General features: G+C 57.6%; 13 protein-coding genes. 10 read left to right on the top strand and 3 right to left on the bottom strand.

Going from position 1 to position 12,306, the window contains the following annotated elements; all coding sequences use genetic code 11:
• Window positions 1–9: 9 nt before the first annotated feature.
• The 3 genes from cpaB to ACZ5FP_RS05155 form a co-directional block, all read right to left on the bottom strand.
• Entirely contained in the window at window positions 10–810 is an 801-nt protein-coding gene (gene cpaB, locus ACZ5FP_RS05165; RefSeq protein WP_223612019.1) for a Flp pilus assembly protein CpaB, read from the bottom strand.
• A gap of 186 nt (window positions 811–996) precedes the next feature.
• Window positions 997–1,521 carry an A24 family peptidase gene (locus ACZ5FP_RS05160; RefSeq protein ID WP_223612020.1) on the bottom strand — a complete coding sequence of 175 codons (525 nt, stop codon included), beginning with the start codon at window positions 1,519–1,521 and terminating at the stop codon, window positions 997–999.
• Window positions 1,522–1,587: 66 nt separating this feature from the next.
• Window positions 1,588–1,797, bottom strand: coding sequence for a Flp family type IVb pilin (locus ACZ5FP_RS05155; protein ID WP_223612022.1), 210 nt, complete (start codon window positions 1,795–1,797; stop codon window positions 1,588–1,590).
• Window positions 1,798–2,118: 321 nt separating this feature from the next.
• Here ACZ5FP_RS05155 and ACZ5FP_RS05150 point away from each other — a divergent pair, with 321 nt between their 5' ends.
• From ACZ5FP_RS05150 to recF, 10 genes are all read left to right on the top strand, one after another.
• Complete coding sequence (locus tag ACZ5FP_RS05150) at window positions 2,119–2,517, top strand: pilus assembly protein N-terminal domain-containing protein (protein ID WP_464662540.1); 399 nt, start codon at window positions 2,119–2,121, stop codon at window positions 2,515–2,517.
• Window positions 2,518–2,656: 139 nt separating this feature from the next.
• Window positions 2,657–3,256, top strand: a complete 600-nt coding sequence (locus ACZ5FP_RS05145; RefSeq protein ID WP_464662539.1) for a TadE/TadG family type IV pilus assembly protein — start codon at window positions 2,657–2,659, stop codon at window positions 3,254–3,256.
• Window positions 3,256–3,927 (top strand): TadE/TadG family type IV pilus assembly protein, encoded by a 672-nt coding sequence (locus ACZ5FP_RS05140; protein WP_464662537.1) that lies wholly within the window; start codon window positions 3,256–3,258, stop codon window positions 3,925–3,927. Before ACZ5FP_RS05145 ends, ACZ5FP_RS05140 begins: the two co-directional genes overlap by 1 nt.
• A 98-nt stretch (window positions 3,928–4,025) precedes the next feature.
• Window positions 4,026–5,261 carry a phosphopentomutase gene (locus tag ACZ5FP_RS05135; protein ID WP_464662536.1) on the top strand — a complete coding sequence of 412 codons (1,236 nt, stop codon included), beginning with the start codon at window positions 4,026–4,028 and terminating at the stop codon, window positions 5,259–5,261.
• Window positions 5,254–6,147 (top strand): bifunctional DNA-formamidopyrimidine glycosylase/DNA-(apurinic or apyrimidinic site) lyase, encoded by an 894-nt coding sequence (mutM, locus tag ACZ5FP_RS05130; protein WP_464662535.1) that lies wholly within the window; start codon window positions 5,254–5,256, stop codon window positions 6,145–6,147. The genes ACZ5FP_RS05135 and mutM overlap by 8 nt, the downstream gene beginning before the upstream one ends.
• Before the next feature lie 13 nt (window positions 6,148–6,160).
• Entirely contained in the window at window positions 6,161–6,934 is a 774-nt protein-coding gene (locus ACZ5FP_RS05125) for an enoyl-CoA hydratase (RefSeq protein ID WP_464662533.1), read from the top strand.
• Window positions 6,935–7,090: 156 nt separating this feature from the next.
• The gene (rpsT, locus tag ACZ5FP_RS05120) at window positions 7,091–7,357 is read left to right on the top strand and encodes a 30S ribosomal protein S20 (RefSeq protein WP_105736677.1); all 267 of its coding nucleotides are present in this window, start codon (window positions 7,091–7,093) and stop codon (window positions 7,355–7,357) included.
• Window positions 7,358–8,222: 865 nt separating this feature from the next.
• Entirely contained in the window at window positions 8,223–9,773 is a 1,551-nt protein-coding gene (gene dnaA, locus ACZ5FP_RS05115; RefSeq protein ID WP_374042655.1) for a chromosomal replication initiator protein DnaA, read from the top strand.
• A gap of 186 nt (window positions 9,774–9,959) precedes the next feature.
• Window positions 9,960–11,078 carry a DNA polymerase III subunit beta gene (gene dnaN / locus ACZ5FP_RS05110; RefSeq protein ID WP_403169633.1) on the top strand — a complete coding sequence of 373 codons (1,119 nt, stop codon included), beginning with the start codon at window positions 9,960–9,962 and terminating at the stop codon, window positions 11,076–11,078.
• A 20-nt stretch (window positions 11,079–11,098) separates the two neighbouring features.
• Window positions 11,099–12,265, top strand: coding sequence for a DNA replication/repair protein RecF (recF, locus tag ACZ5FP_RS05105; protein WP_464662530.1), 1,167 nt, complete (start codon window positions 11,099–11,101; stop codon window positions 12,263–12,265).
• Window positions 12,266–12,306: the final 41 nt, after the last annotated feature.

Here is a 12,306-nt window from a genome sequence, read left to right as displayed (position 1 = left end):
AAACCCATTTTATTTGCGCCCCAATATTTCAGTGACAGTCCCGGATTTGATCAGCTTGACGTTCCCGGCCCGGCCGGGTGAATTGACGAGATATTCGGCACCCGGCCCTGTCGGCTCCTGTGCATCCTGCAAGGACCGCAGGACCAATGTCATGCGGCTCGCCATTTGCTGGGCCACAGCCAATATCTCCGCCTGCTGCGGTGTCAGCTCGAGCGTTGCCGTGGAACCGACCTTGTTTTTCTGGCCTGTTTCGTCTTCCTGGATTGTCTGGTCGATGGCGAGAACCCGGACATTGCTCAGGATCGTCTCTGTCGCGAACTGCTTCTGCTCTCCATCGATCTGCCGGATCATGATCACGTCGACGTAATCATTGGGCAGGATGAAACCGCCGGCCGACGTATCCGCAGCGATCTGCGTCGCCACAGCGCGCATTCCGGAAGGCAATTGCGCGGACATGAAACTCTGGCCCTTGCCAATCAGTTTTGCTTCCCGAATGGGTTCTCCCGGAAATATCTGCAGCCGGACGGTGGAGCCGCGCAATTCTTCCTCGGCGTTGGGCCGTTCCGAGCGCTTGATGTAGCCATCGGCCAGAGCGGACACCGGCCAGGGCTGCCAACGCATCTGGTTTCGCATTTCGGCACCGACGCCAAGCCCATCCGTGGCGACCAGTACATCCTGTAATTCAATCTGTGGCAGGGGAACTGTTTCTACGACAACCGGTGCATCAGGCTTCATATTCGTCGCGATATAGCCAGCCGCACCGGCGGCTGTAATCGCCACGATGAGAATAACAACGCGTGCCTTTTGCATCTATGAACCCCAATAGACTTTTGTCTAATTTACCCAGGGTTGCACCTTGACTTGGCAATCGTGTAATTATGGTTAACAGTTTACTTAAAAGGACAAAAAACGACGATCACCGGCGTCTGTTTGTGCCGTCTCCCACGAAGCGGCACCGTTTCACTGGCCGATCAACCCTTGGGCGACCGAAAGCTGTCAGGCATGGGCCAACCGGTCTATGACCCAGACGCACATGGGTGAGGACGGAAACATGATGAGACCGGCAGCGCCAAGGGCAACACCGTAGGGAACGCCTTCGTTCTTCTGTGCCAATCGCTGCATGAAATCCAAGCGACCTGAATACACAATGGCAAAATGCGAGTTCCGATACTTGAGGATGGCCAGGGTAAGCGCGCCGCCGAGCAACGACATCACAAGCAGATAGCCGGCCAGATCCATGTTCCACCCCATCCAGACCGCTGTCGCGGTCATGAGCTTGGCATCACCACCACCCATCGTCCCAGTCGCAAACAGCAGGAATGTGAAGGCAAGCACCACAGCCCCGGCGACAAAATGCAGTCCGTAGATATCCCAAGGCATCCCGGTCATGGGCGCCAGAACGGCGAAGGCGACAAGCAGAATAAGCGATACACGATTTTGGATCGTCATCGACAAAAGATCCGATGTCCCTGCAAAGGCCATGGCGAAGGGGAAAACGATCAGTATCGCAGCTTCAATCATCGCACCGTTCCATCAAAGCAAGGGGCCGAGCCATCCCGCATGTCACAATCCCCGCGTGCAAGAGCCTCATTTGGTGACATTGCTCACCGTCGTGGCAAAGCCATCATAGGTTGCCTTTACAGCGGTTCCGAGCGTACCGGCGCCAGCAACGATGCCAATGGAGATGATACCGGCAATCAAAGCATATTCTATGGCTGTCGCCCCCGACCTGTTCCGGGGAAAACCGGTGAATATATTATCGTCCGACTGAGCGAGGCGCTTTGCATTGAACATCATGATTTCCCCCGCATGTCTGCAACCGCGCACGGTCGCCAACTCTCTAACGTGATGTCCTGAACAATATCCCTGGCGCATTGCTTTCAGCTTAAGAAAGACCGTTACGAAAGGGTGAAGGAGAACCGTAAAATCCCCCCGTTTCGAAACGCCTTACCGCCGTGCCACCACAGGCAGAACAAGCGTCACAATTATACTTAATGATAAGTTCACAGGTTTAAGTCTTCCTTCACCAATCATCGGCATCGTTCATTCAACGATTTTGCGAAGGGCACTCCCATGGTTCGATACAACGGCCAACGACGTTTCAGTCAGCATGCAACAATGATCGCACTTATGCTCGCTGCTGCCCTGTCCGGAAGCGCGCAAGCCCATGCCGACACGGGTATCCATGTGGTCATGAACCAGGCAACTGTGCTGAAACTTGCGCGCCCCGCAGATACGGTTGTGGTGGGCGATCCTGAAATAGCGGATGCCGTTGTCAAGGATTCCCGAACCGTCGTCTTGACGGGGAAAGGCTTCGGCATGACCAATATCGTCATCATGGATGCCGAAGGCGGAGCAATCGTCGATGACCAGGTTCTCGTCAGCCGCAGTGTCGCCAATACTGTGCGCGTCTACCGGCGCGCCTTTGTACAAACACTCTCCTGTTCTCCCTTTTGCGAGACATCCCAGAAGACGGCTGCGGAGAAGAAGTCAGACTCGGAAATTGGCGGGAACTGACCGGCCTGCCGCGACCGCTTGCGTCACAGTTGAGAAAGCGTGAATTCGCTCATCACAATTTGCACGTTCCCTCACACGAGATTCTAATATCTGCCTGATAGAGCTTTGTCCGTGGCGGGGAGACGGAGAAAGTCCAGTGATGATGCAGGAAGCTGTCAGAGGTGAAGAACGCGGAAATTCCGATTTGCCGGAAAGCACGCGCTTTGCAAGAAAAAGCTCCCTGTTCACACGCTTTCGCAAAGACAATCGCGGCAGTGTTGCCATTGAATTCGCGCTCATCGCCCTTCCCTTCTTTCTGCTGATCTTTGCCGTTGTCGAGGTTACTCTCAGCTTCACCGCCGAGCAGGTCATGTCGAATACGGTCGATGATATTGCGCGCCAGCTGCGCACCGGGCAATTGAGGACAACGGATGTCAGTGACGCCACAAAATTGAAAGCACTGATTTGTCCCCGCTTGCTCATGGCCGCCACGCCCTGCCCCGATCTGGTGGTCGACCTGCAGACCTATGCGACATTCAAAACCGTCCCCACGACAGTCCCGCTCACATCGAACAATGACGTCGATGTCAGCACCTTGAAAGTCAATCCGGGCGGCGCTGGCACGATCAATCAGCTGCGGATTTTCTATCGCTGGCCCATTCTGACGGATTTGATGAAAACCCGTATCGCAAGCATAAAGAGCCAGGGGAAAACCCTGCTGTTCTCAACAGCCACCTGGCAAAATGAGCCGTACCTCTGATGCGTCGCCAAACAACCAATCACCTGTTTTCTTCCGCGAAGGCTCCCGCCATGCCGCCATTCAAAAGAATCCGTGAAAAAGTGGCCTCTTCCAAGCGCATCCTGGCTGCGTTCGGCAAAGACCGCCGAGGTGTCGCCGCACTGGAATTTGCATTGATTGCGCCGGTGATGATCATGCTTCTTCTCGGGAGCATTGAAATCACCAACGGATTCGACGTGAACAAGAAGCTGGCGCGGGCCGGAGCGATGGTGGGCGATCTGGTGACACAGCAACAATCCGTCACAAAGGAAAAGATCGCCGATATCATGGAAATCGGGACTTCCATCCTCTTGCCCTATTGGCGCGACCTGCCGACAATCACCATCACATCCATCAACGTGGACGCCAACGGCAACGCCACGGTTGCGTGGTCGCAGCGCAAACAAGGTCAAACCATCTCAACGCCTTATACCAAGGGCAGTACCATCACCATCGATCCCAACCTGAAGATTCCCACGTCAAACTTTGTGCGTGTTGAAACAAGCATTGCCTATATTCCGCTCGTTGCCTGGACAATGAAAGACACCGTCAACACGTCCAAAGGCACCAGCGGTCCGGGTATCGTCATGGGCAAGATGATCTATGGCCGGATCCGTCAGGGAGCGACCGCGGTAGCCTGCACCAACTGCTGAATCGCCGGAACCTGCCTTAACAACCGCCCGCGCACATGGTGTTTGTCATCAGCGTCAGTTTCACCTATCTGTGGATTCTGGTTCTGATGGAGTGAGGCATGTCTCGCGCTTTTCTTTTTGTGCTCGATTCTTTTGGCATAGGCGGTGCGCCGGATGCTGCAGCGTTCGGCGACGCAGGTTCAACGACATTCGGTCATATCGTGGAAGCCTGCGCCGACGGGCGCGGCGACAAGGACGGGCTGCGCGCAGGCCCGCTCACTCTCCCGCATTTGAGTTCGCTGGGCCTAGTTCATGCCGCCAATCTCGCTTCCGGTATCAATATCCCCGCCCCGGCCGCCGATCCTGTCGGGCTGTGGGGTGCTGCCGAGGAAGTGTCGAATGGCAAGGACACCCCCTCCGGGCATTGGGAAATTGCCGGTGTACCGGTCACTTTCAATTGGGGTTACTTTCCCAGGACAATTCCGACATTTCCGGACACATTGATTGCCGAAGCTGTGCGGCGCGCCGGCCTGTCGGGCATTCTGGGCAACAAGCATGCCTCCGGCACCGAGGTCATCGAGGAATATGGCGAAGAACATATTCGCAGCGGCAAGCCGATATTCTATACATCCACGGACTCCGTTATCCAGATCGCCGCGCACGAACAGCATTTCGGGTTGGACCGGCTCTACGATCTGTGCGTGCTTGTTCGTGAACTGGTCGACCCGCTGAACATCGGCCGGGTCATTGCCCGTCCGTTTGTCGGGGAAACCGCGCAAACCTTCGAGCGCACCGGCAACCGGCGCGACTATTCGGTGCCGCCGCCGGAACCCACCTTGCTCGACAGACTGACGGAGGCGGGCCGTACTGTCATCGCGATCGGCAAGATCGGTGACATCTATGCGCATAAGGGGGTGTCGCAGGTGCGCAAGGCCAACGGCAATATGGCCTTGTTCGATGAAACGCTGATTGCCATGGACGACGCACAGGACGGCGATCTCGTCTTTACCAATTTTGTCGATTTCGACATGCTCTACGGACACCGCCGCGACGTGCCTGGCTATGCCGCCGCGCTTGAGGCCTTTGACCGGCGGCTGCCGGAGGCCATGGCGAAACTGCGACCCGGCGATCTCCTGATCCTGACCGCCGATCATGGCTGCGACCCGACCTTCAGGGGAACGGACCACACGCGTGAACGCGTTCCGGTTCTGTGCTTTGGGCCCGACCTGCCGCATGGATCTGTCGGCATCCGCACGACATTTGCCGATATTGGCGAGACAGTCGCAGCCCATCTTGCCATTGCGCCCGGCCCACACGGAAAAAGCTTCCTGCGGGGCACTGCATCCCATGCCTGAGCTTCCCGAAGTCGAAACCGTCCGCCGCGGCTTGCAGCCTTTCATGGAGGGAGCAACCATTGCGCGTGTCGAGCAGCGCAGGGCAGATCTGCGCTTTCCTTTTCCGGACCGGTTTGCCGAACGGCTGACCGGACGCACGATCGACTCGCTCGAGCGCCGTGCGAAATACCTCATCATGCATATGGATGACGGACTGGGTCTGATCAGTCATCTCGGCATGTCCGGTTCCTATCGCATCGAACAGGACGGGGCAGACACAGCACCGGGTGTCTTCCATCATGACCGGTCAAGAAACACGACCCATGACCATGTGGTGATCCATGTGGAATCAAAAGACGGGATCAGAAGCCGGATCGTCTACAACGATCCGCGCCGTTTCGGCTTCATGCTGTTTGCCGAGCCAGGAGCGCTCAACACCCATAAATTCCTACAAGACCTCGGTGTCGAGCCGACAGGCAACCGGTTGGACGGCGCATTGCTGGCCAGGCTCTTCGCCGACAGGAATGCGCCGCTGAAGGCAGCCTTGCTCGACCAGAAGCTGATTGCAGGCCTCGGCAACATCTATGTCTGCGAAGCCCTGTGGCGGGCAGAATTATCGCCCCGGCGATTGGCCGGATCCATCGCCGGGAAAAGCGGCGATCCGGCCCCCATGGCGGATCGGCTTGCCACCTCCATTCGTTCCGTCATCGCCGATGCCATAGCGGCAGGCGGTTCCAGCCTGAAAGACTACCGGCAGGCGGACGGAGAACTCGGTTATTTCCAGCATTCATTTTCTGTCTACGACCGTGAAGGCGAGCCTTGCCCGCGTCCTGCCTGTGATGGCACGATAGCCCGCATCGTCCAAAGCGGGCGTTCGACGTTTTTCTGCCCGATCTGCCAGCATTAGGAGGAGTATCCGGATGGCCTACGAAAACATCATTGTGGAGACGCGTGAGAAAGTTGGTTTCATCCAGCTCAATCGTCCACAGGCGCTCAATGCACTCAACTCCGCCCTGCTCGGCGAACTCAGCGCAGCGCTTGAAGCTTTCGACCGGGACAACGGTATCGGCGCCATCGTCATCACGGGCTCGGAAAAGGCCTTTGCCGCCGGTGCGGACATCAAGGAAATGCAGACACTGGATTTCGCCGATGCCTATCTCGGCGATTATTTCAGCGAGTGGGAGCGCGTCACGCGCCTGCGCAAGCCGCTGATCGCCGCTGTGGCCGGTTATGCGCTGGGCGGCGGCTGCGAACTCGCCATGATGTGCGATTTCATCATCGCGGCCGATACCGCCAAATTCGGCCAGCCGGAGATCACCCTCGGCGTCATGCCCGGCATGGGCGGCTCACAGCGGCTGACGCGCTTTGTCGGCAAGTCCAAGGCGATGGATCTGTGCCTGACCGGGCGAATGATGGATGCGGCGGAAGCGGAGCGTTGCGGCCTTGTCTCGCGTGTTGTCCCGGCCGCCGATCTGGTGGAGGAAACGTTGAAGGCTGCCCGGAAGATCGCCTCCTTCTCGCTGCCTGTCGCCATGATGACCAAGGAAACGGTCAACAGGGCCTATGAAACGACCCTTTCGGAAGGATTGAGATTTGAACGGCGTGTATTCCATTCCATGTTCGCGCTGGAAGACCAGAAAGAGGGGATGGCTGCCTTCGCGGAAAAACGCGCCCCGAATTTCAAGAATCGCTAAGGCCGAAATATCCACCGGCAAGCCGACGATTCCAAGTTGACGCAACCGGAAACGTGATCTATAAGCCCGACAACGTTTGGTGGCCCCTCGGCCACCCTATTATTTTGTGACGGCCGCGTTGATGCTGCCGAGTAGCTGACAGAAAAGAGAGGCATCATGGCCAACACTCCTTCGGCCAAGAAAGCGGCGCGTAAGATCGAAGCCCGCACCGAAGTAAACAAATCCCGCCGCTCACGCGTGCGCACCTTCCTTCGCAAGTTCGAAGATGCGGTGGCAAGCGGTGATCAGGCAGCCGCTTCCGTAGCCTTCAAGGCTGTTGAACCGGAAATGATGCGCGCTGCCACGAAGGGTGTCGTGCACAAGAACACGGCATCCCGGAAGGTTTCCCGTCTCGCACAGCGCCTTAAGGGCATGTCTGCCTAATCAGACACAAATAATCTATTTTAAACCCGGCTGGTCCTTAGCCGGGTTTTTTATTTGCCATTTTTTTGGGCATAAATTCGTTTCCGATGAAAAAGATTGTGGCATATCAAAACCCTGACATATGCGGGTCATAAATAGTTTCATACAAAAAGCGACAACCATCATTTCTCTTTTAATTTCAATTACTTACGGCAGGTAGTCATTATCGCCAGACCCCAGCCGGAAGAATCTGTCACCCCAGCCTGTGTCAAGCGATAATTTAATATTTTTTTTTGATCACGTGAGTCCGCAGTGCAGCAAAATCGGCATTCCAAAAAAGGCTTTGAATCCGAAGGCTTTTTCCCTGTCCAACCGGAGGTAGTTAAAAAAAACGCAAAAGCGTTAACCTTTAATTCACTAAAAAAGCGGCGCGCCTGCCCTTGCCCTCCCTGCAAAGGTTTTTGTAAGGTCCAGACATCGAAGGGGTGGGCAAAAACCCATTTAACAGGCTTATCAAATTAATGGGTTCGGACGCAGATTTTTCGTTTGCGTAACGAGTACGTTTTTGTCGGGTATCCGGGTTGTACGACCCTGGATCGTTTCAGAAAAGAAGCAAGTTGGCGGCGCTGGCATCAGCCGGGCGTGAGTCTTTTTGCGCCAAAGTTGAAAGGGATGTGGACGTGGCGGTTTTTAGAATTTCGGTGCGAGATTGTTCAGACCTGTACTACGCGTCCCTGACCTTATCCAACAATTAGCTCCAGGAGATTGAAAGCCGGTCATAGGGGTGACCGGCTCTTGAGGACTGCAACCGGTCATGGACCGGTCCACATGCGAACACGGGCACTATCAAGCCCGAACAGAAAAATATCAGGATGAGGCAATGACAATGACCAGCGGAATAATGGAAAACGGCACGAATGCAGCCATGGTCCCGCTCCATATGGACGAAGGGAAAAGTATGGTATCGGCCGGCAGCCAGGGCGAGACGATTTTCGAGAGGGTCAAGACCAAGCTCAAAGCCAAACTCGGAAATGAAGTTTACTCCAGCTGGTTCGGCCGCCTGAAGCTGGATGAGACATCCAAGAGCATTGTTCGCCTTTCCGTGCCGACCGCATTTCTTCGTTCCTGGATCAACAACCACTACTCCGACATGATCAACACGCTGTGGCATGAAGAGGATGAGCAGGTCCTGAAGGTGGAGATCGTTTTCCGCAGCGCCAGCCGCGCCAGCCGCCCCTCGCTTGAGGCAGAGCCTGCCTTGCGGGCCGACCAGCGTGCGATTGCCCGCGACAAGCCGGTTTTCCCCGTTGGCAGCACATCGCAGGACAAGAAGGCACCGGCACATTTTGCCGACCGTGCAACGGATCGCCCGGGACAGAACTCCGTGTTCGGTTCGCCACTGGATCCGCGCTACACTTTCGAGACATTTGTTGATGGCACGCCAAACCGGGTGGCTCTGGCCGCTGCGCGCACCATTGCGGATGCCGGCGCCAGTGCCGTTCGTTTCAATCCGCTGTTCATTCACGCCTCCGTCGGCCTCGGCAAGACGCATCTACTGCAAGCCATCGCCGCCGATGCCCTGAAGCGCTCGGAGCGGGCCCGCGTGGTCTACCTGACTGCCGAATATTTCATGTGGCGTTTCGCAACGGCTATTCGCGACAACAACGCGCTGTCGTTCAAGGAACAGCTGCGCGATATCGATCTCCTGATCATCGATGACATGCAGTTCCTGCAGGGCAAATCGATCCAGCATGAATTCTGCCATCTGATCAATACGCTGCTCGACAGTGCCAAGCAGGTGGTGGTTGCCGCCGACCGCCCGCCGTCAGAGCTGGAATCGCTCGATGCGCGCGTGCGTTCGCGTCTGCAGGGCGGTGTTGCCCTTGAAATGATTTCGCCGGACTATGCGATGCGCCTGGAGATTCTCAAGCGCCGCCTGGTTGCCGCCCAGCAGGAAGACCAGTCCCTGGATATTTCGCCGGAGATTCTCGATCACGTCGCCCAGTCCGTCACCGGAAGCGGCCGTGAGCTGGAAGGCGCGTTCAACCAGCTGCTGTTCCGCCAGACCTTCGAGCCGAACCTGTCGGTCGACCGGGTCGATGAACTGCTCAGCCATCTGATGCGCGGCGGTGAAGCCAAGCGCATCCGCATCGAAGAAATCCAGCGCATCGTTGCGCGCCACTACAACGTCTCCAAGCAGGACCTTCTGTCCAACCGGCGCACCCGCACCATCGTCAAGCCGCGCCAGATCGCCATGTATCTTGCCAAGATGCTCACACCCCGCTCGCTGCCGGAAATCGGCCGGCGTTTCGGCGGCCGTGACCACACAACCGTTCTGCATGCGGTGCGCAAGATCGAAGATATTGTCGGCAAGGACCAGAAACTGTCGCAGGAACTCGAGCTCCTGAAGCGCCTGATCAACGATCAGGCCCAATAAGGCTACTTCGCCACTTATCAACAGAAAGCCTGCGGTATGGTGCGTTGCAGCCAGCCGCAGGCTTGCTTTTTAGGGTGACTTTCTGCCAATTTGCTTGACCTTGGGGGAACTTCGCCCTCTCGCCAGAAAAAGCGCCGCAGGCCCTTAAGGGCTTTGGGTCGAATAAGACAGTGAGACCGGTTTATCATGCGTGTAACTCTTGAACGTTCCAATCTTCTGAAGTCGCTCAACCATGTTCATCGCGTGGTCGAACGACGCAACACCATTCCGATTCTTTCGAACGTTCTTCTGCATGCCGAGGGCGCAAGCCTTGCCCTCAAGGCCACGGACCTTGACCTGGAAGTCACCGAAGCCACTGCCGCGCAAATCGAACAATCCGGTGCCACCACCGTGCCGGCCCACCTGCTCTATGACATCGTCCGCAAGCTGCCCGACGGGGCTGAAGTAATGCTGGCAACCAATGCCGACGGCAATTCCATGACCGTGACCTCGGGCCGGTCGAATTTCCGCCTGCAGTGCCTGCCGCAATCGGATTTCCCCGAACTGACCGCGGGATCCTTCACGCACACGTTCCGTATCACATCCACGGCACTGAAGAGCCTGATCGAGCGGACGCAGTTCGCCATCTCCACGGAGGAAACCCGCTATTACCTCAACGGCATCTATTTCCATGCCATCGAGAGCGAGGGTTCGCTGAAGCTGCGCGCCGTGGCCACGGACGGACATCGTCTGGCCCGCGCCGAGCTGGAAGCGCCTTCCGGCGCCGAAGGCATGCCCGGCATCATCATCCCGCGCAAGACCGTTGCCGAGCTGCAGAAGCTTGTCGATGATCCCGACATTGCCGTGACCATCGAACTGTCGGACACAAAGATCCGCTTCACCATCGGCTCGGTGGTTCTGACCTCCAAGCTGATTGACGGCACCTTCCCGGACTATCAGCGTGTCATTCCATCCGGCAACGACAAGAAACTGACCATCGACCGCCAGAGCTTCGCGTCTGCCGTCGATCGTGTCTCGACGATTTCGAGCGAACGCGGCCGCGCCGTCAAGCTGACGATTGCCGATGGCCAGCTGACCTTGACGGTCAACAATCCGGATTCGGGCAGCGCCACGGACGAGCTTGCGGCTGATTATGACTCCGATCCGATCGAGATCGGCTTCAATGCCAAATATCTCCTCGATATAACGGCTCAGCTTTCCGGCTCCGAAGCGATCTTCATGCTGGCCGACGCCGGCTCGCCGACACTGGTGCGGGATACAGGCGATGCGAATGCGCTCTACGTGCTCATGCCGATGCGGGTTTGACGCAAACGGACAATCCCGCTGTGACCGATGATCCCAGAACGGACGCGGGCAAACCGGCCCGCGTTTCGATCAGCCGGTTGAAGCTTGCACATTTCCGCAATTACGAAAACCTGTCACTGCGGCTCGGTCCGTCGCATGTGGTGCTGACCGGCGAGAACGGGTCGGGCAAGACCAATCTGCTGGAAGCCGTCTCGTTTCTTTCTCCCGGCCGCGGTTTGCGCCGCGCCACCTATACCGATGTCACCCGCAATGACGCGCCCGATGGTTTTGCCATCCATGCGGCCATCGAGACCGAGGAAGGCTCTGTGGATGTCGGCACCGGACTTGCCGGCAATGCACCGGGCGATACGGCGCGGCGGGTGCGCATCAATGGCGTCACTGCATCCAGTGCCGACGATCTCCTGGAATATTCCCGCATCCTCTGGCTCGTGCCCTCGATGGACGGTCTCTTCTTTACCGGCGCGGCCGGGGACCGGCGGCGTTTTCTCGACCGGATGGTGCTGGCCATCGATCCGGCGCATGGCCGCCGTGTGCTCGACTATGAGAAGGCCATGCGCAGCCGCAACCGCCTGCTGACGGAAGAGCGCAGCAACAGCGCCTGGCTCGATGCTATTGAAACTCCCATGGCGGAGCTTGGCATCGCGATTGCCGCTGCCCGGGCCGAGCTCATGCGCCTGATCAACGGCATGATCGAGCGGCTGCCGGACGACAGTCCCTTCCCCAAGGCCGACTGCATACTCGACGGCGTGTTGGAAGCACGCATCGGTATCGAATCGGCAACAGACGTTGAGGAGGCCTTTCGCCGGGCACTGCACGACGGACGCAGCCGTGACCGGGCGGCGGGACGCACATTGGATGGTCCGCACCGCTCCGACCTGCTGGTACGCCACCGGCCCAAGGCCATGCCTGCCGAACTCTGTTCCACCGGCGAGCAGAAAGCCCTGCTCATCGGCCTTATCCTGTCTCATGCGCGTCTTACTGGTGAACTGGCGGGCATGGCGCCCATCCTGCTTCTGGACGAGATTGCCGCACACCTTGATGAAGGCCGCCGCGCCGCCCTTTTTGACATCATCGAAGACCTTGGCGGACAGGCCTTCATGACGGGTACAGACCGCTCGCTGTTTTCGAGCCTCGCCGGCCGCGCGCAGTTTTTTGACGTGTCGCACGGAGAAGTGCACGCCCGATAGAGCGGGTGATGGCAAGCCCGCCAGCGGCCGTGTTAGCATGC

The organism is Phyllobacterium sp. T2-21 (genome assembly GCF_055378485.1).
The sequence above is the reverse complement of the archived record's forward strand: the minus strand, read 5'-3'. Positions and strand labels throughout refer to the sequence as shown.

What these genes read in the sequence shown, in the direction of transcription:
- cpaB (WP_223612019.1), bottom strand. Translation starts at nt 810, where the DNA reads ATGCAAAAGGCACGCGTTGTTATTCTCATCGTGGCGATTACAGCCGCC.
- ACZ5FP_RS05160 (WP_223612020.1), bottom strand. Translation starts at nt 1,521, where the DNA reads ATGATTGAAGCTGCGATACTGATCGTTTTCCCCTTCGCCATGGCCTTT.
- ACZ5FP_RS05155 (WP_223612022.1), bottom strand. Translation starts at nt 1,797, where the DNA reads ATGATGTTCAATGCAAAGCGCCTCGCTCAGTCGGACGATAATATATTC.
- ACZ5FP_RS05150 (WP_464662540.1), top strand. Translation starts at nt 2,119, where the DNA reads ATGATCGCACTTATGCTCGCTGCTGCCCTGTCCGGAAGCGCGCAAGCC.
- ACZ5FP_RS05145 (WP_464662539.1), top strand. Translation starts at nt 2,657, where the DNA reads ATGATGCAGGAAGCTGTCAGAGGTGAAGAACGCGGAAATTCCGATTTG.
- ACZ5FP_RS05140 (WP_464662537.1), top strand. Translation starts at nt 3,256, where the DNA reads ATGCGTCGCCAAACAACCAATCACCTGTTTTCTTCCGCGAAGGCTCCC.
- ACZ5FP_RS05135 (WP_464662536.1), top strand. Translation starts at nt 4,026, where the DNA reads ATGTCTCGCGCTTTTCTTTTTGTGCTCGATTCTTTTGGCATAGGCGGT.
- mutM (WP_464662535.1), top strand. Translation starts at nt 5,254, where the DNA reads ATGCCTGAGCTTCCCGAAGTCGAAACCGTCCGCCGCGGCTTGCAGCCT.
- ACZ5FP_RS05125 (WP_464662533.1), top strand. Translation starts at nt 6,161, where the DNA reads ATGGCCTACGAAAACATCATTGTGGAGACGCGTGAGAAAGTTGGTTTC.
- rpsT (WP_105736677.1), top strand. Translation starts at nt 7,091, where the DNA reads ATGGCCAACACTCCTTCGGCCAAGAAAGCGGCGCGTAAGATCGAAGCC.
- dnaA (WP_374042655.1), top strand. Translation starts at nt 8,223, where the DNA reads ATGACCAGCGGAATAATGGAAAACGGCACGAATGCAGCCATGGTCCCG.
- dnaN (WP_403169633.1), top strand. Translation starts at nt 9,960, where the DNA reads ATGCGTGTAACTCTTGAACGTTCCAATCTTCTGAAGTCGCTCAACCAT.